The following is a 17,827-nucleotide window of genomic DNA, read 5'->3' on the forward strand; positions in this document are numbered from 1 at the left end:
AAGCAAAAACCCGCCTTTGGGGCGGGTTCTTTAAATAGTGGTGCCCGGACTCGGACTAACGCCGCAGGCGTTGAACAGCGCGCTTGTCGCGCTGGCCCCGAAGGGGTGAGCCGCGTTGCGGCGAATAATCGAACGCAGTTCGATGGAGAGTCCGGCCCGCAGAAAAGCAAAAACCCGCCTTTGGGGCGGGTTCTTTAAATAGTGGTGCCCGGACTCGGAATCGAACCAAGGACACGGGGATTTTCAATCCCCTGCTCTACCGACTGAGCTATCCGGGCAACGGGGCGCATTAAACCTGATTCACCGCGCCTCGTCAACGAAATTTATAAATTTCGCAGCAGACTGCACAATCTATCACCACTTTGCCGTAAAAGCACGCGTCGTCAGGCAAAAAAGGCCGTCCACGCGACCGAAATCGGCATTGCCAGCAGCAGGGCGGGGAGCATATTGACCACTGCGAACATCTTAATCCCGCAGATACGCAGGCCGGTCGCCACCAGCAGCATACCGCCGACGGCGCTGAAGTCGGCCATCATCATTGGCGTGGTCAGCGGCATGATAAGCGAGGCGCAAGCCGCCAGACTCAACTGAATCAGCAGCATCGGCACACAGATTGCCGACACCGCCAGCCCCAGCGTGCAGGCGAAAATAGTAGCGGTGAAAAAGTCGAGAAACGCTTTGGCGATAAGGATGCTGGCGTCGCCGGTCATTCCTTCGCGCATGGCGCCAAAAACGCCGGTACCGCTGGCGCAAAACAGTACGATGATCGCCACGTAGCTCTGAATATAAGACTCGTGGGCCGAGGCCTTTTTCCTGCCCTTTGGCGACAATAGCTGCTGGAGTTTGCTTACCAGGGTATTGATGCCTTTCTCCATATTACACACTTCGCCGAGTAGCGCGCCGACCAGCGTCGCCAGCACCATCACCGGCAGGTTGGCGCTCTTGATGACCAGTAAAATACCAATCCCCAGTGATGCCAGCCCAAAAATCGAGGTCATCGAGGTGCGGATCCGTTCAGGCAATCGTTGGCTCAGCAGCGCGCCCAGTACGCCGCCGACAAGCACCGCGCTGGCGTTAATAAATGGCCCTATAACCAAAGTAAACTCCTGTTAATTATTCCTGATGTCCGCATCATTATGACGTTGTTTCGCCGCTAAGGCTTGCGGATACGTGGGGATAATGCATATGGATTTCATCTTGCGCCACTTTCGGAAAGGTGCCATGATTGCGCGGATTTTCACCTCTTTACCCTGAGGCCGCCGGGATGACGACATCGCCATTACATCGCCGTTGCCGCTGCGCATTGCTGCGCGGTTTGCCTCGTTCCTTACTCTCCCTGTTCACCATGCGGTGAAGGCCACGTATGCTCACTGTAGGACAACAGTAAGATCGGACGCGTCTGCTTTTACTGATGTCCGGCGGTCGGAGCTGAATTCCGTCAGACCCGGACACCTCGTTGGGCAAGGCTCCACCTTTGCCTGAGATTTTTACACTCCCGATACGGGCATTTGCGCTTATGAAATCTATGCACATTGCCGCCAGCTGCGAGCTGGTCTCCCGTCTGTCCACCCATCGTCAGGTTGTGGCGCTGGACAGCACTGATTTTACCGATGCGGCAGCGGTCGTCATCACCGCGGCGGATAGCCGCAGCGGTATCCTGGCCCTGCTCAAGCGCAGCGGATTCAATCTGCCGGTCTATCTATTTAGCGAAACGCAAACGGATAAACCGGAAGGAGTCGTCGCGGTGATTAGCGGCAAAGAGCAGGAGTGGCTGGAGCTGGAAGCGGCCGCCTGCGGCTATGAAGAGAAACTGCTGCCGCCATTTTTCAATACGCTTAGCCAGTACGTTGAGATGGACAACAGCACTTTCGCCTGTCCCGGCCATCAGCATGGCGCGTTCTTTAAAAAACATCCCGCGGGCCGCCAGTTCTACGAGTTTTTCGGCGAGAACGTTTTTCGCGCTGACATGTGCAACGCCGACGTCAAGCTCGGCGATCTGCTGATCCATGAAGGTTCGGCTAAGCACGCGCAGAAATTTGCGGCAAAAGTCTTCAATGCCGATAAAACCTACTTCGTGCTTAACGGCACTTCCGCGGCGAACAAGGTCGTGACCAATGCGCTGCTGACCCGCGGCGATCTGGTACTGTTCGATCGCAACAATCATAAATCAAACCACCATGGCGCGCTGATCCAGGCCGGGGCGACGCCGGTCTATCTGGAAGCCGCGCGCAACCCGTTCGGCTTTATCGGCGGCATCGACGACCACTGCTTTGATGAAACCTACCTGCGCGAGCTGATCCGCGAAGCGGCGCCGGAAAAAGCCGACGCGGCGCGCCCGTTCCGCCTGGCGGTGATCCAACTGGGCACCTATGACGGCACGGTGTATAACGCGCGCCAGGTGGTCGATAAAATCGGCCATCTCTGCGATTACATCCTGTTTGACTCGGCGTGGGTCGGTTACGAGCAGTTTATCCCGATGATGGCTGACTGCTCGCCGCTGCTGTTGGATCTCAATGAAAACGATCCGGGCATTTTTGTGACGCAATCGGTGCATAAGCAACAGGCCGGTTTTTCGCAGACCTCGCAAATTCACAAGAAGGATAACCATCTGCGCGGCCAGGCGCGTTTCTGCCCGCATAAGCGGCTGAATAACGCCTTTATGTTGCATGCTTCCACCAGTCCGTTTTATCCGCTGTTCGCCTCGCTCGATGTGAATGCCAAAATCCATGAAGGAGAGAGCGGTCGGCGGCTGTGGGCGGAGTGCGTGGAGCTGGGTATCGAAGCACGTAAAGCGATACTAGCGCAGTGTAAATTATTGCGGCCATTTGTGCCGCCGCTGGTTGGCGGGAAACCGTGGCAGGAGTATTCGACAGCGACTATCGCCAGCGAACGTCGCTTCTTTAGCTTCGAGCCGGGCGCGAGCTGGCACGGCTTTAGCGGTTATGCTGACAATCAATACTTTGTCGATCCGTGTAAGCTGCTGCTGACCACGCCGGGCATCGATGCCGATAGCGGCGACTATACCGAGTTTGGCATCCCGGCGACCATCCTGGCGCACTACCTGCGCGAAAACGGCATTGTGCCGGAGAAGTGCGATCTCAACTCGATTTTGTTCCTGCTGACGCCGGCGGAAAGCGCGGAAAAACTGGCGCGACTGGTGGCGATGCTGGCCCAGTTCGAACAGCATATCGAAGCGGATTCGCCGCTCGCCGAGGTACTGCCGACTATTTACAACAAATACCCGGTTCGCTACCGCGATTACACCATTCGCCAGCTGTGTCAGGAAATGCACGATCTGTACGTCAGTTTTGATGTTAAAGACCTGCAAAAGGCGATGTTCCGCAAGCAGAGTTTCCCGCCGGTGGTGATGAACCCGCAGGACGCCAACCGTGAATTTATCAGCGGTAACGTTGAGCTGGTGCGCCTGAGCGAGGCTGAAGGCCGCATCGCGGCGGAAGGGGCGCTACCGTATCCGCCGGGCGTGCTGTGCGTGGTGCCGGGCGAACTCTGGGGCGGCGCGGTGCTGCGCTACTTCCTCGCGCTGGAAGAGGGGGTCAATATGCTGCCGGGCTTTTCGCCGGAGCTGCAGGGGGTTTATAGCGAAACGGATGCCGATGGTATTAAGCGGTTGTATGGGTATGTGTTGAAAGCGTAAACCGGGACCAGGCATTGTGCGCGTATTTTGCCGGATGGCGGCTGGCGCCTTATCCGGCCTACGGTCCGTGCGGCCTGCCTTTAATTTAATCATCGTGCTGGCTGAAACTGCCGGTAGCAATGGCCTCAAAACCCCGGTGGCCCTGCCGCTTACCGGGGCTACAGCGCTGTGCGGTTTGGTAGCCCGGAGAAGGCGCAACGCGCCGCCTCCGGGAAAACCCCTGTGCGACAAAACCGTTGCAAATCGATAACAGTATCTACAAGTTCTGTAGGCCCGGTAAGGCGTCAGCCGTCACCGGGCAATGACGATCAGGCGTTCTGGCGCGCGGCGGTAGGCTGTCTGACGTGTTGATACTTGAACAGCGCCACGAAAGCGACGGCCAGCACCAGCGAGTAGGCGGCGAAAATCAGCCACACGCTTTGCCAGTTAGTGATCCCCTCAATGGTAAAGTGCTCGACAACTTTGCCGCTCACCATCCCACCAAGGATACAGCCGAAGCCGTTGGTCATCATCAGGAACATTCCCTGGGCGCTGGCGCGGATTTCCGGACGCACCTCTTTCTCAACGAACACTGAACCGGAGATGTTGAAGAAATCGAAGGCGCAGCCGTAGACGATCATCGACAGTACCAGCAGCACGGTACCGAACGGCGTCGGGTCGCCGAAGGCGAACAGGCCGAAGCGCAGCATCCACGCCACGATACTAATCAGCATCACGTTCTTAATGCCGTAGCGGCTAAGGAAGAACGGGATGGTCAGGATAAACAGCGTTTCGGAGATCTGCGAAATCGACATCAATACCGACGCGTGCTCGACGATAAAGCTGCCGGAGAACAGCGGGTCTTTATCGAAGCTGTGCAGGAAAGTGTTGCCAAACATATTGGTGATCTGCAGTTCGGCGCCGAGCATCATAGAGAAGATAAAGAAGATTGCCATACGCTTGTTTTTAAACAGCGCAAAGGCGTTCAGGCCGAGCATCTCGGTCCAGCTCTGGTTGCGCTGGGCGTTGGCGACCGGAATATGCGGCAGCGTCAGGGTGAACAGCGCCAGCAAGACCGACAGCGTCGCGCCGATATAAAGCTGCATATGGCTAAGCTCGAAGCCCGAGAAGCTGACGCCCCACATGGCGAGGATAAAGCCGATGGTGCCCCAGATACGAATTGGCGGGAAATCGGTCACGATATCCAGCCCCGCCGACTGCAGGCGGTAGTAGGAGATGGTGTTGATCAAGCCAAGCGTCGGCATATAGGCCAGCGAGTTAAGCAAGATCACGAGGAACATCTCGCCTGGCGTAGTGACCTGTGCCGCGAGGTACAGCGTTAACGCGCCGACCAGGTGGCAGATGGCATACACCCATTTGGCGCTGATCCATTTATCGGCGACGATCCCGAGCAGCGTTGGCATCAGAACGGCGGCGATACCGAGCGAGCTATACACCGCGCCGATGGCCGCGCCGTCAAACTTCAGGGTGACGAACATGTACGAGCCGAGCGTGGTTAGCCAACTCCCCCAAAGGCAGAACTGCAGGAACGACAGTATTTTTAACTGCAGCTTAAGATTCATGTATTTATCCTCACGAATGTGGGCTGGTGATGTTTTTTAAATAACATAACCACCGTTATTTTGATGCGATTCTATCATTCACCGGTTGAAGGCTTCTGTTAACTGCCGCAGAAAATCGAAAGATATTACGAAGTATGTCGTAAAAAAGAGAGGCCCGGCGAGATGTCCGGGCCTGGGTGAAAGAAGCGTTACTTACGGCGGTAGCTTTTCTGCGCGGTATTCACTTTATACAGATAACGGCGCGATTCGGCAGACGGATGGCGGGTGGTGAGCGTCTGGTAGACGTCGCCTGGCGCCATGCTGTTAATGATGTTCGCCGCCTGGACTTTATCGCTGGAGAAGACGCGCAGTACGCTGCCGGCGCCGCCGTTATAGGCGGTGATCACCGCGTAGCGACGCGAGGTGGGGTTATCGATGCCGGCGAGATAAACGTTGTTCAGCATCGCCAGATAGGCGGTACCGGTATCGATGTTATTCGCCGGGTCAAACAGATAGCTGCGGCTCGGCAGGCCGGATTTGCCCTGCGAGCGGAAGACGTCTTTCCCCGCGCTATGCTGTACGACCTGCATCAGCCCCATGGCATCCGCGTGGCTCACCGCATAGGGGTTAAACGATGATTCTGTTTGCATAATCGCAAGGATCAGCGACTCATCAACGCCATATTTACGCGAGGCCTGGCGCACCATGCCGAGATATTTATGCGCACGTTTATCGAGGTGGTTAGGCACCAGGTTGATAGTGATGCTATAGACCACGCGCAGGCCATTGCTGCGGCTCTTCAGACGGGTTTGCAGCAGATAATCGGCATAGCGCGCGGCGCGCCACTCCCAGCGGATGGATTCGCCGGTGTTATCGACGACCTGGCCGTAGAGGAACGGTTCTTTGGAAATCTGAATATCATCGACATCGGAATAGAGGTCGATAGAGTTGGGGTCATCGCCCATCAACAGAGTTTTGATAATCGCCTGGCGTAACCGTCCTTGCGGATCGGTTCCGGCGATGGTCTCGACGGTAATCGTACCGGCATCAAAGTTGATGTGGCTGCGGGTTTGATATTGATCGGTATATTTTACGTAGTCCTTCGGCCCGGCGAGCAGAACTTCGTTATACCCCCAAATGTTCTCGATGTTATGGGCAAACTGGCCCATCAGGATATCGAATCCGTTAGTGTCCTTGACCCAGGCCTCGTTATATTCGGCGCCTTTTTTATTGGAACTGGAACAGGACACGAGCAGTGGCGCAATCAGCGCGAGCGCTAAGTATTTTTTCATCATTCCGGGAGTGCGTGTTGTGTTTGTTTGGTAAAGGCCGTGAGGCCCTTACTGTTTTTCCGGCGGCGTGTAGCCTTCGATGTGAACGTCTTTCCCTTCAAACAGGAACTGCACCATCTCCTGTTCCAGCAGCTTGCGGTGCTCCGGGTTCATCATGCTGAGTTTTTTCTCGTTGATCAGCATAGTCTGCTTATGCTGCCACTGCGCCCAGGCCTCTTTGGAAATTTCGTTGTAAATGCGCTTACCGAGCTCGCCCGGATAGAGCTGGAAATCCTGGCCGTCCGCTTCACGCTGCAGGAAAGTACAAAAAATCGTTCTGCTCATAATCAATCCTCTTTTATAGCCGAAAAAACTAGACCGGCGTTCCGGCTTTCAACTGTTGCAACAAGCGCTCCACGGGGGCCGCCAGTCCGATCGATGGCGGCTGCGCTAAGTTATACCAGAGTGCGTTACCTTCATCCATGCATGCGCCAGATGAGTGCACTGTAAGCCACATCGGCACAATATCCAGGTGGAAATGGCTGAAAGTGTGGCGGAAGGCGGTTAATTGCGTCAGATTATCGGCCTTTATCTGACGTTGCGCCAGCCACTCACGCAGCCCGGCTTCATCCTCAAACTGCGGAAAACAGAACAACCCGCCCCATAAACCCACCGGCGGACGTTGGGAAAGAAATACCTCGTCGCCGTGCTGCATCAGCAGGAAGTAGCCGGTGCGTTCCGGGATGGTCTGCTTCGGTTTTTTCCCCGGATATTCCGCCCATGAATGGTTAGCGTAGGCCACGCAGCCGTTACTCAGCGGGCACAGTTCGCACTTCGGCTTCGAGCGGGTGCAAACCATGGCGCCGAGATCCATCATCGCCTGGTTGAAGCGCTCTACGCCCTGCGCCGGCGTCACCTCTTCGCTTATTTCCCACAGCCGTTTTTCCACCTCTTTTTTCCCCGGCCAGCCGCTCACAGCATAGCAGCGGGCGAGTACCCGCTTCACGTTGCCGTCGAGAATCGGATAATGCTGACCGAGCGAAAGGGATAAAATCGCCCCCGCCGTCGAGCGCCCGACGCCGGGAAGCGCGGCCACCTCTTCAAAGGTTTGCGGGAACTCACCGCCGTGTTGCGTGGCGACCTGCTGCGCGGCTTTATGTAAGTTGCGCGCCCGCGCGTAGTAGCCAAGGCCGGTCCACAGATGCAGCACTTCATCCAGCGGCGCGTTGGCTAAATCAACAACCGTTGGGAAACGCGCCATAAAGCGTTCAAAATAGGGAATAACCGTGGTGACCTGGGTTTGTTGCAACATCACTTCGGAGAGCCATACTTTGTAGGGCGTCTTGGCGATTTGCCAGGGCAGGGTTTTACGGCCGTATTTGTCGTACCAGTCCAGGACCTGGGCTGAAAATTGCGCGGCGAGAAAAGTCAAAGCTACGGCTCCGGAATCGCGATTACAGGGTGGCAGATTGCAGCACAAGGGCGAGTGGCTGTAAACCCTTGCATCCGCCGGGTAACTTTGGATAATGCCCGTTTTCCGAACACATTCACAAGCAGACTTAACTTTTATGAAAAACGACGTCATTTCTCCGGAATTCGATGAAAACGGTCGCCCGCTGCGCCGTATTCGTAGCTTCGTCCGTCGCCAGGGCCGCCTGACGAAAGGGCAGCAGCATGCGCTGGATAACATTTGGCCGGTGATGGGCGTTGAATTCAACGATGCGCCGCTCGATTTCGCCGCCCTGTTTGGCCGCGAAGCGCCGGTCACCTTAGAAATTGGTTTCGGCATGGGCGCTTCGCTGGTGGCGATGGCGAAAGCTAAACCGGAGCAAAACTTCCTCGGTATTGAAGTGCACTCGCCGGGCGTCGGCGCATGCCTGGCTTCCGCGGAAGAAGAAGGCGTACAAAATCTGCGCGTAATGTGTCACGATGCGGTCGAAGTGCTGCACACTATGATCCCGGATAACTCGCTGAATATGGTGCAGCTGTTTTTCCCTGACCCGTGGCATAAAGCGCGTCATAATAAACGTCGTATCGTGCAGCCGCCTTTCGCCGAGCTGGTAAAAAGCAAACTGAAGCTGGGCGGCGTCTTCCATATGGCGACCGACTGGGAAGCCTATGCCGAGCATATGCTGGAAGTGATGTCTTCGCTGGAAGGCTATCGTAACCGGTCGGAAAGTAACGATTACGTACCGCGCCCGGAATCGCGCCCGGTAACCAAATTTGAACAACGTGGCCATCGTCTTGGCCACGGCGTATGGGACTTAATGTTCGAGAGGGTGAAATAATGGCCAAGAATCGTAGCCGTCGTCTGCGTAAAAAAATGCATATCGACGAGTTTCAGGAGTTAGGTTTCTCCGTAGCCTGGCGTTTCCCGGAAGGGACCAGCGAAGAGCAGATCGACCAGACGGTCAACGATCTGATCGAAGAGGTCATTGAGCCGAATAAACTGGCCTTTGACGGCAGCGGCTATCTCTCGTGGGAAGGGCTCATCTGCATGCAGGAAATCGGTAAATGTACCGAAGAGCATCAGGCCATCGTTCGTAAGTGGCTGGAAGATCGTAAATTAGCGGATGTGCGCACCAGCGAACTTTTTGACGTCTGGTGGGACTAAGTTTGACAAGGGTCGGCAATTGCCGGCCCGATTTGTCTTAAGGGAGTAAAATGATGCGCAAAACGCTGCTGGCGGTGGCGCTTTCCGTCACCGCTTTGTCTGCCCACGCGGACTACCAGTGTAGCGTCACGCCGCGTGACGATGTGATCCTCAGCCCGCAGCAGGTGCAGGTGAAGGGTGAAAACGGCGATCTGGTGATTAAGCCGGACGGTAATCTGACCTTTAACGGTAAAGCCTATGCCCTTAGCGCGGCCCAGCGCGAACAGGCGCAAGATTATCAGGCCGGTCTGCGCAGCAGTCTGCCGTGGATTGATGATGGCGCGCGTTCGCGGGTCGAAAAGGGCCGCAAGGCGCTGGATAAAATCATCACCGAACAGGTCGGCGCCAGCAGCAGTATGCATAGCCGCCTGACCAAGCTGGACGCGCAGCTGAAAGAACAGATGAACCGCATTATCGAACGTCGCAGCGATGGCCTGACTTTCCACTATAAAGCCATCGACCAGGTTCGCGCCGATGGCCAACAACTGGTGAATCAGGCGATGGGCGGCATTCTGCAGGACAGCATTAACGAGATGGGCGCCAAAGCGGTGCTTAAAGGCGGCGGCAATCCGCTGCAGGGCATTCTCGGCAGTCTTGGCGGCCTGCAAACCGCAATCCAGGATGAGTGGAAAAACCAGGAAGCGGATTTCCAGCAGTTCGGCAAAGATGTTTGCAGCCGGGTGGTCTCGCTGGAAGAGAGCCGCAAAGCGCTGGTTGGTTCGTTAAAGTAAGCAAGATTTCGCGGCCCGCATTTCTTTGGGCCGCGCACTTATCCACTCAGGCGCGGCCGTGCGACACGCGTGAACGGCGAGCCAGAGAATCAATGATTACCGCAATCGCCAGTACCGCGCCGGTAATGATATAGCGCAGCGAAGACGGCAGGTTCAACAGCGTCAGCCCATTTGAAATCGACTGAATCACGATGATCCCCAATAGCGCGGACCAGGCGCTGCCGCGTCCGCCGAACAGGCTGGTGCCGCCGATCACCGCCGCGGCGATGGCGTTGAGGTTGACGTCGCCGGTGCCGGCCTGCTGGCTGGCGGAAGCCAGTCGCGACGCCGCGAGAATGCCGCCGAAGGTCGCAAGCGTGGTACACAGAACAAAAGCGCTCACATAAATCGCCCGCACGTTAATTCCCGAACGGCGCGCCGCTTCACGGTTGCCGCCGACCGCGAACATCGAGCGACCCCATTTTGTCCGTTTCAGCGCGTAGTTGAGGATCATCACGCAGGCGACAAAGAGACCGAAAATCCACGGAATACCGCGCCCCTGATTGAGGTAAAGCACCGCGGCCTCGAAGATAATCGTCAGCGCGATCGCGCGCGCCAGTAGCGAGCTGACTCCCTCGGCGGAAAGATTGGCCGCCAGGCGCCGCGAGCGCTTTTTCAGACCAAAGACAATAATCGCCAGTCCTGGCAGCAATGCCATCAGGTGTGAGAACCAGCCGGGCATCACCAGCAGTTGGCCAAAGCGCACCAGCGGCGAAGTATAGGGCAGGTTGATGCTGCCGCTCGGCCCGAGGATATACAGCTGCATGCCCAGCAGCGCCAGCAGGCCGGCGAGAGTGGCGACGAAACTTGGCATTCCGACGCGGGTATACAGTAGCGCGTAGACCAGCCCGACGGCCACGCCGCAGGCCAGCGCCACGGCGATGGCTCCCGCCAGCGGCCATCCTGCGTTCACCCACAGCACGCCGACGATAGCCGATGCCAGGCCGCTCATGGAGCCGACCGACAGGTCTATCTCACCAAGCATCAGCACGCAGACGATGCCGAGCGAGATAAACCCGACCGTCGCGCAGTCAAACAGCAGGTTCACCAGGTTATTCGGCGCGATATAGACCGGGTTGAGGAAGGTGAAAACCAGGGAAATCACAATCAGCCCGGCTATCACCGGCGCGGTGCCGAGATCGCCGGTTTTGATGCGGGTTATCTGCGCGCGCAGGGCGCCAAACAGCCCCTCGTCGTGACGAACGCGCTCATCGCTGCGATCCAGCGCGGTGTGGGATGCGGTCTTACTGTTCATAAAATTACATCGCTCCGGAAGTTGTTGGCTGTGATTTACGTTCAACCCGGCGTGAAACGGCGTTTTCCGTCGCGCCGGTGATCGCGGCGACCAGATCCTGATTGGAAGCATCGGGCGTGAAGATCCCTTTGTTGCGCCCGAGACGTAGCACCACGATACGGTCGGCGACGGCGCGAACGTCTTCCATGTTGTGGCTGATGATAATGACGCCAAGCCCGCGCTCGCGAACGCGCTCAATCAGGTTGAGCACTTCCGCGGTCTGCGCGACGCCCAGCGCCGCGGTGGGCTCATCGAGCATAATGATTTTAGGGTTCAGCAGCAGCGAACGGGCGATGGCGACGGTCTGCCGCTGGCCGCCGGAAAGCGATGCCACCGGTTCGCGTACCGACGGAATACGTGCCGCCAGCTCCTGCAGCAGCGTCCAGGCTTTCACTTCCATCGCCACTTCATCGAGCTGGAACGGCGAAATTTCATGACCCAGAAACAGGTTTGCCACCACATCAAGGTTTTCACACAGCGCCAGATCCTGAAACACCGTGGCAATACCGTATTCCAGCGCCTTGCCGGGGCTATCGAGGGTGACGGGGTTGCCGTCAAACTCAATGGTGCCGGAGGTCGGCTGGTGGACGCCGGCGAGGATCTTCACCAGCGTGGATTTGCCCGCGCCGTTGTCGCCGACCAGCGCAACTACCTCGCCGGCGTGGACTTCTAATTCGATATCCGTCAGCGCGGACACCGCGCCAAAATGTTTAGAGACGTTGCGCAGTTGCAGTATTGGCCGCCCGGCGGCGGAGTTGTGTTGTTGTTGCGGCATACAAAACGACCTCAATCATGGCGAAATCGCGCCCGCCGCGGCGGGCGCAGGGGCAAAGGTTACTTGCTGATGCCTAACTTCTGGCAGGCGGCGGCGTACTCGCCGCTACACACCTGATCCCAGGTCTGGATTTTTTTATCGAAGATTTCCGCTTTGATGTTTTTGGCCGTCACCACTTCCGGGGTAAATAGCTGGGAAGGGGTGTTGTACAGGGTGGTGCTGGCCTGCGGTTTTTTGCCCTGAATAAAATCAACCGCCACTTTGGCCGCCGCCGCGGCGACGATCTCCGATGGCTTGGAGATGGTGTTGTACTGGTCGCCGGCGATGATCAGCTGCAGCGCGGCGATAGTGGCGTCATTGCCGGTGACCGGCGGCAGCGGCTGGACCCCGGCAGCCTTAAAGGCGGCAATTGCGCCGCCGCCGGTACCGTCGTTTGCCGCGACCACGCCCTTAATTTTGTCGCCAAAGCGGGTAACCTGCCCGGCGGTCCACTCCTGGGCTTTCGGCGGCGCCCACTCCGGGGTGTCGAATTCGGCCAGCGTTTTGTAACCGGACTCTTTCAATCCGCGATGGATACCGTCGCGGATCAGCCCTGCGGCGGCATCGGTTGGCGAACCGTTAATCTGCAGCACGCCGGCATCCTGCGGCACGCCGCTCGCTTTCAGATGGTCGGTGAGAGATTTCGCGATGGCGTAACCAATGCCCTCATTATCAAATGAGACGTAGAAATCAGCCGGTTTGTTTGGCACCGGGCGGTCATAGGCAATGACCTTGACCCCCTGCGCCTGGGCGTTTTCGACCAGCGCGGCGGCGGCGGAAGAGTCAACCGGATCCAGGACGATCACTTTCGCCCCCTGGGCAATAACCGAATTAAACTGCTGCTGCTGGAGCGACGCGTTGGCGTTGGCATTCTGATAGATGACCTTACATTCCGCGCAAAGCTTGCTCATTTCCGCCTTAAAACCGGGGAAGTCGTGCTGCTCATAGCGGGTAGAGGCCTGATCGGGCATTAAAAAGGCCACGGTGGCGGACTCTGCAGACCAGGCTGAAGCCGTGACGGTGCCGGATAGTGCGGCGAGTGTGATAAAAATATTACGGTAATTCATTGTGTTACCCTCTTTTTTATAGGCTTAAGCCCGCCGGGTTACGCCGGCGTTACAGAGACTTTTTTTAATCAGAGTTACCAATAATTCACATGTAGGATACGTCGGTTTTACATTTGCTCAACCGATGAAGCAGGATTACCACTGCGCAAAAAATGAGTCAAGAAAAGGAAAAAAGTCGATCGGATTTTGTGATTCGCTGCAAATAAGTGAACAAAAAAACGCCAGTCTATTTGACCGTGGCGGGAGAGGATGTAAGAGGAAAGATACGGGCGACGACGTGCCGCCCGCAGGGATTACTCTTCGCTGAGGAACAGTTCCAGCAGCGAATTTAAAAACAGTTTACCGTGCTCGGTAATTTGCCAGTTTTGCGCATCTTCCAGCAGATAGCCTTCGGCGATAGCGGCATCGATTTGCGGACGGATAACCTGCTCATCAAGGCCGGTATACAAGCTGAACTCCGCGCGCGGCGCGGCCTCCAGCAGGCGAAAGCGGTTCATAAAGAACTCGAACGGTTTATCCGCCGCGTCCACGTCGTGCTGGCGCTCCAGGTAACGGCCTTCCATGTAGCCGCGCGGGTGACGGGTTTTCGCCGTACGCAGAATTCGGCCATCAGGGAAGGTCACTTTGCCGTGCGCGCCGCAGCCAATACCCAGATAATCGCCAAAGCGCCAGTAGTTGAGATTGTGCTGGCACTGATAGCCTGGTTTGGCGTAAGCGGAGGTCTCGTACTGCTGATAACCTGCGGCGCTTAGCAATTGATGCCCCTGCTCGAAAATATCCCACAGCGCATCGTCATCCGGTAATACCGGCGGGCGCGAACCAAACAGCGTGTTCGGCTCAATAGTCAACTGATACCACGACAGATGCGGCGGATTGAGCGCGATCGCCTGGCGTAAGTCATCCAGCGCTTCTTCCAGCGACTGGTCCGGCAGGCCATGCATTAAATCGAGGTTAAAGCTACGCAGCCCCAGGCCGCTCGCCAGCCGCGCCGCGCGCTTTGCCTCTTCCGGACCGTGAATACGCCCCAGACGCTGCAATTTGGGCTCGCTAAAGCTCTGTACGCCGATGGAGATACGGTTGACCCCGGCACGCTGATACTCAACAAAGCGATCGGCCTCCACGGTCCCCGGATTGGCTTCCATGGTGATCTCCGCATCTGCCGCCAGCGGCAGGCAGGCGCGCACGCCATCCAGCAGGGTTTGCATCGCCGGGCCGGAAAGTAGGCTTGGCGTACCGCCGCCGATAAAAATAGTCTTAATTTCACGTCCTTGTGCGTATGGCGCATCGTGGCGCAGATCGGCAAGCAGGTGCTGGACGTAGTCGTCGTGCGGCACTTCGCCCTTTAACGCATGCGAATTGAAATCGCAGTACGGGCACTTCTGCACGCACCACGGGATATGAATATAAAGACTCAGAGGCGGCAAATTAGCCATTACGTAATGCTTCCAGTAACAGTTTCAGCGCCTGCCCACGGTGGGAAATGGCGCTTTTCTCTTCACGGCTCAGTTCCGCTGCGGTTTTACCCTCGGACGGAACAAAGAAAATCGGGTCATAGCCAAAGCCGCCGCTACCCGCCGCCTGGCGAGTAATCACGCCCGGCCAGCTGCCGTGGCACACCAGCGGTGTCGGGTCTTCGGCATGGCGCAGATACACCAGCACGCAGTGGAACTGGGCCTGGCGTTGCTCATCGGGCACGTCCTGCAGGGCATCCAGCAGCTTTTCCAGATTCTGCTGGTCGCTGGCGTTTTCACCCGAGTAGCGAGCGGAGTAAATGCCCGGCGCGCCGCCCAGCGCATCCACCGCCAGACCCGAGTCGTCGGCGATGGCCGGCAGGCCGGTGATCTGCGCGGCGTGACGCGCTTTGAGGATCGCGTTTTCGATAAAGGTCAGGCCGGTTTCTTCGGCGGAATCGACGCCAAGCTCGGTCTGGGCGACGACGTCGAGCCCAAAATCTTCCAGCAGCGAGGCCAGCTCGCGAACTTTACCGGCGTTGCCGGTAGCGAGTACAACTTTTTGCATATTCAATCCTGTTTAGTCAGTCAGCGCCGCGACGGCGGGCGGGATCTGCTGCGGGTGAATGATTTTTACCTGTTTGTGACGGCCCAGTTCGCCTTTTTCGATAAGCACCTGGCTTTTCGCGACGCGGAACTGTTTAGCGAGATATTTAACCAGATGGGCATTTGCCTGGCCGTCGACGGGTGGGGCGGTGATGGCGACTTTGAGCTCGTCGCCATGCAGACCAACAAGGCTGTCGCGGCTGGCCTTTGGCTGAATATACAGCCTGAGCACCAGCCCGTCAGCGCAGACTTCAACGGCACTCATAGCGCCATCCACAGCCCCGGAAGCAGGACATTGCCAGTAGCTTGCAGCAGCTCAGCGATACCCATGTTAATCACGTACAGCAGCAGGACCAGCACCATCGGCGAAAAGTCGATGCCGCCCATGGATGGCAGCAGGTTGCGGATCGGGCGCAGCAGCGGGTCGGCCAACTGCATCAGCACGTATTCCACCGGGCTGCGGCCCTGGCTTACCCAGCTCATGATCGCCATCAATAGCAGCACCCAGAAAATCAGCGAACCGATGGTTTTCAGCAGGATCAGCACCGCGGCAATCCAGATAATCGGCTGGAAGGTGACCACCATAAACAGCACGATAGCCTTGATAACGCAGAGCACGAAGGCGACCAGCAGGGAGGCGCTATCCAGCGGCCCCATTGCCGGGATAATCCGGCGCAGCGGCCCGACGATTGGCTGGGTCGCTTTCACGACGAACTGTGAAAACGGATTGTAAAAGTCGCAGCGCGCCCACTGCATCCAGACGCGTAACAACATGACCATTGTGTAGAGCTCAATGACCGTTGAGAGCAGGAAGGTCAACGTCTTCATGGCGTTCCTCAGATTCCTTATTTTTTGCTGTAGTCGCGCGCGCCGAAGATTGCGGTCCCGATGCGCACCATAGTGCTTCCCGCCGCGATAGCGGCTTCCATGTCATCCGACATGCCCAGAGAGAGCGTATCAACCGAAGGGTAGAGCGTTTTCAGTTGCGCGAATGCTACCGCCATTTGTTGGGCGACGGCAAACTGCCTTTCATATTCTGACTCTGGCGCCGGAATGGCCATTAACCCGCGAAGCTGGAGGTTCGGTAAGGCGGCGACACCGGCGGCTAAAGCGTCAAGCTCCGCCAGCGGGATCCCGGATTTACTCTGTTCATCGCTGATGTTGATTTGAATCAGCACGTTCAGCGGCGGTAAATCCGCCGGACGTTGCTCGCTCAGGCGGGTGGCGATTTTCAACCGGTCGACGGTGTGGCACCAGTCAAAATGTTCGGCCACCAGCCGGCTTTTGTTGGACTGCAGCGGGCCGATGAAGTGCCACTGCAGACCGCTGGCGCCCGCCTGCTGGAAATAGCGGATTTTATCCACCCCTTCCTGGACGTAGTTTTCGCCGAATGCCCGCTGTCCTGCGGTCATTGCTTCTTCGATAGCGCTCGCAGGTTTGGTTTTACTCACTGCAAGCAACGTAACTTCTTCTGAAGCGCGGCCGCAGAGGGCGGCGGCGCCTGAGATTTTATCCCGGACCTGTGCCAGGTTATGCGCAATATCGTTCATATTCCGAGGATCAGTTATGGAGCTGGAAGAAATCGTGGCCCTTAGTGTAAAGCATAACGTCTCCGATCTACACCTGTGCAGCGCGTATCCGCCGCGCTGGCGTCGTTTGGGAAAGCTTGAGCCTGCACCGTTTACTTCGCCGGATGTTGAGGAAATCCTCATTCGCTGGCTTAACGACCCACAGTTGGCGCAGTGGCGTGCTGATGGCCAGGTGGACTTTGCCCTGGCCCTTTCAGATGGGCCGCGGCTGCGTGCCAGCGCTTTTGCCCACGCGCGCGGCTTGTCGTTGGCGCTGCGTCTTTTGCCGCAGCGATGCCCGCAGTTGGGGGATTTGGGCGCGCCCGCCGCGCTTAGCGAACTGTTAAATGAAGAGAGTGGTTTGATCCTGGTTACCGGCGCTACCGGTAGCGGCAAGTCGACCACCCTGGCGGCGATGGTGGACTACCTCAATCAACATCGCCATGGTCATATTTTAACCCTTGAGGATCCCGTGGAGTTTATTCACGCCAGCAGGAACTGCCTGATCCAGCAGCGCGAAATCGGCCGCCATTGCTCCTCCTTCGCGGCGGCGCTACGCGTGGCGCTGCGTCAGGACCCGGACGTGATCTTATTAGGCGAGCTGCGCGATAGCGAAACCATCCGCCTGGCGCTGACCGCGGCCGAAACCGGGCACCTGGTGATGGCGACGCTGCATACCCGCAGCGCGGCGCAGGCCGTCGAGCGGCTGGTGGATGTGTTTCCGGCGGAAGAAAAAGAGCCGGTTCGCAGTCAGCTGGCGGGGAGTTTATGCGCCGTGGCGGCGCAAAAATTGTTGCCAAATGCTTCCGGTGGCCGGGTTGCGCTATACGAACTTTTAGTGAACACGCCAGCGGTGGCAAATTTGATCCGCGAAGGAAAAACGCATCAGCTACCCGGCGTGATGCAAACCAGTCAACAGGCAGGAATGCAAACCTTTGCGCAGAGTTTTCAACAACGTGCGTTAGCAGGTGAGTTATAGCCCATGCCGTGATGAAACAAAGGTGGTATTCATTAAATTGTTAATTCAGTGTTCAATTAATGTTTTGATTAATGATTTCATAATACAAATAAGTGGTACGACCTAAGCCGAAATAATGAATGTTATGACAGCGGGCTTACATTTACCCCACTTAACCA

The 17,827-nt window shown here is 57.2% G+C and carries 18 protein-coding genes and 1 tRNA gene; 5 read left to right on the forward strand and 14 right to left on the reverse strand.

The genetic code is table 11. The annotated features are described in order from the left end of the window. Positions 1-202 precede the first annotated feature (202 nt). Positions 203-278: transfer RNA gene (locus ABLV08_RS16825), tRNA-Phe, on the reverse strand. 105 nt (positions 279-383) lie between these two features. Further along, positions 384-1,097 carry a DUF554 domain-containing protein gene (locus tag ABLV08_RS16830; RefSeq protein WP_348856061.1) on the reverse strand — a complete coding sequence of 238 codons (714 nt, stop codon included), beginning with the start codon at positions 1,095-1,097 and terminating at the stop codon, positions 384-386. Positions 1,098-1,516: 419 nt separating this feature from the next. Here ABLV08_RS16830 and ABLV08_RS16835 point away from each other — a divergent pair, with 419 nt between their 5' ends. After that, complete coding sequence (locus ABLV08_RS16835) at positions 1,517-3,655, forward strand: ornithine decarboxylase (RefSeq protein WP_348856062.1); 2,139 nt, start codon at positions 1,517-1,519, stop codon at positions 3,653-3,655. A gap of 308 nt (positions 3,656-3,963) precedes the next feature. Here the strand turns inward: ABLV08_RS16835 and ABLV08_RS16840 are convergent, their stop codons facing one another. The 4 genes from ABLV08_RS16840 to mutY form a co-directional block, all read right to left on the reverse strand. After that, the gene (locus ABLV08_RS16840; protein ID WP_032715818.1) at positions 3,964-5,217 is read right to left on the reverse strand and encodes a nucleoside permease; all 1,254 of its coding nucleotides are present in this window, start codon (positions 5,215-5,217) and stop codon (positions 3,964-3,966) included. Between the two features lie 188 nt (positions 5,218-5,405). Next, positions 5,406-6,488, reverse strand: coding sequence for a membrane-bound lytic murein transglycosylase MltC (mltC, locus tag ABLV08_RS16845; RefSeq protein ID WP_015369719.1), 1,083 nt, complete (start codon positions 6,486-6,488; stop codon positions 5,406-5,408). Between the two features lie 48 nt (positions 6,489-6,536). Then, positions 6,537-6,812: an oxidative damage protection protein gene (locus ABLV08_RS16850; protein ID WP_004105744.1), complete on the reverse strand. Its 276-nt coding sequence runs from the start codon at positions 6,810-6,812 to the stop codon at positions 6,537-6,539. A 28-nt stretch (positions 6,813-6,840) separates the two neighbouring features. After that, the gene (mutY, locus tag ABLV08_RS16855) at positions 6,841-7,899 is read right to left on the reverse strand and encodes an A/G-specific adenine glycosylase (protein ID WP_348856063.1); all 1,059 of its coding nucleotides are present in this window, start codon (positions 7,897-7,899) and stop codon (positions 6,841-6,843) included. Between the two features lie 136 nt (positions 7,900-8,035). Here mutY and trmB point away from each other — a divergent pair, with 136 nt between their 5' ends. The 3 genes from trmB to ABLV08_RS16870 are packed head-to-tail and all read left to right on the forward strand — an operon-like array spanning position 8,036 to position 9,851. Beyond that, positions 8,036-8,755: a tRNA (guanosine(46)-N7)-methyltransferase TrmB gene (gene trmB / locus ABLV08_RS16860; RefSeq protein WP_015369721.1), complete on the forward strand. Its 720-nt coding sequence runs from the start codon at positions 8,036-8,038 to the stop codon at positions 8,753-8,755. Continuing rightward, positions 8,755-9,081, forward strand: coding sequence for a YggL family protein (locus ABLV08_RS16865; protein WP_015369722.1), 327 nt, complete (start codon positions 8,755-8,757; stop codon positions 9,079-9,081). Before trmB ends, ABLV08_RS16865 begins: the two co-directional genes overlap by 1 nt. Positions 9,082-9,131: 50 nt before the next feature. Next, positions 9,132-9,851: a DUF2884 domain-containing protein gene (locus ABLV08_RS16870; RefSeq protein WP_032709145.1), complete on the forward strand. Its 720-nt coding sequence runs from the start codon at positions 9,132-9,134 to the stop codon at positions 9,849-9,851. 46 nt (positions 9,852-9,897) lie between these two features. Here the strand turns inward: ABLV08_RS16870 and ABLV08_RS16875 are convergent, their stop codons facing one another. From ABLV08_RS16875 to ABLV08_RS16910, 8 genes are all read right to left on the reverse strand, one after another. Further along, on the reverse strand, positions 9,898-11,145 hold the full coding sequence (locus tag ABLV08_RS16875; RefSeq protein WP_015369724.1) for an ABC transporter permease: 1,248 nt from the start codon (positions 11,143-11,145) through the stop codon (positions 9,898-9,900). A 4-nt stretch (positions 11,146-11,149) separates the two neighbouring features. After that, positions 11,150-11,959 carry an ATP-binding cassette domain-containing protein gene (locus ABLV08_RS16880; protein ID WP_004181271.1) on the reverse strand — a complete coding sequence of 270 codons (810 nt, stop codon included), beginning with the start codon at positions 11,957-11,959 and terminating at the stop codon, positions 11,150-11,152. A gap of 59 nt (positions 11,960-12,018) precedes the next feature. Further along, positions 12,019-13,065 carry a sugar ABC transporter substrate-binding protein gene (locus tag ABLV08_RS16885; protein WP_015369725.1) on the reverse strand — a complete coding sequence of 349 codons (1,047 nt, stop codon included), beginning with the start codon at positions 13,063-13,065 and terminating at the stop codon, positions 12,019-12,021. Between the two features lie 293 nt (positions 13,066-13,358). Beyond that, entirely contained in the window at positions 13,359-14,498 is a 1,140-nt protein-coding gene (hemW, locus tag ABLV08_RS16890) for a radical SAM family heme chaperone HemW (protein ID WP_032715814.1), read from the reverse strand. Continuing rightward, complete coding sequence (locus ABLV08_RS16895; protein WP_032715812.1) at positions 14,491-15,084, reverse strand: XTP/dITP diphosphatase; 594 nt, start codon at positions 15,082-15,084, stop codon at positions 14,491-14,493. The genes hemW and ABLV08_RS16895 overlap by 8 nt, the downstream gene beginning before the upstream one ends. 12 nt (positions 15,085-15,096) lie before the next feature. Next, complete coding sequence (yggU, locus tag ABLV08_RS16900) at positions 15,097-15,387, reverse strand: DUF167 family protein YggU (protein ID WP_015369728.1); 291 nt, start codon at positions 15,385-15,387, stop codon at positions 15,097-15,099. Further along, on the reverse strand, positions 15,384-15,950 hold the full coding sequence (locus ABLV08_RS16905; RefSeq protein ID WP_015369729.1) for a YggT family protein: 567 nt from the start codon (positions 15,948-15,950) through the stop codon (positions 15,384-15,386). The genes yggU and ABLV08_RS16905 overlap by 4 nt, the downstream gene beginning before the upstream one ends. A gap of 17 nt (positions 15,951-15,967) precedes the next feature. Then, complete coding sequence (locus tag ABLV08_RS16910; RefSeq protein WP_045387250.1) at positions 15,968-16,672, reverse strand: YggS family pyridoxal phosphate-dependent enzyme; 705 nt, start codon at positions 16,670-16,672, stop codon at positions 15,968-15,970. 16 nt (positions 16,673-16,688) lie between these two features. Here ABLV08_RS16910 and ABLV08_RS16915 point away from each other — a divergent pair, with 16 nt between their 5' ends. Continuing rightward, positions 16,689-17,669 carry a type IV pilus twitching motility protein PilT gene (locus ABLV08_RS16915; protein WP_348856065.1) on the forward strand — a complete coding sequence of 327 codons (981 nt, stop codon included), beginning with the start codon at positions 16,689-16,691 and terminating at the stop codon, positions 17,667-17,669. Positions 17,670-17,827 lie beyond the last annotated feature (158 nt).

It is taken from the genome of Klebsiella sp. CN_Kp088 (genome assembly GCF_040064335.1).
GTDB lineage: Bacteria > Pseudomonadota > Gammaproteobacteria > Enterobacterales > Enterobacteriaceae > Klebsiella > Klebsiella aerogenes.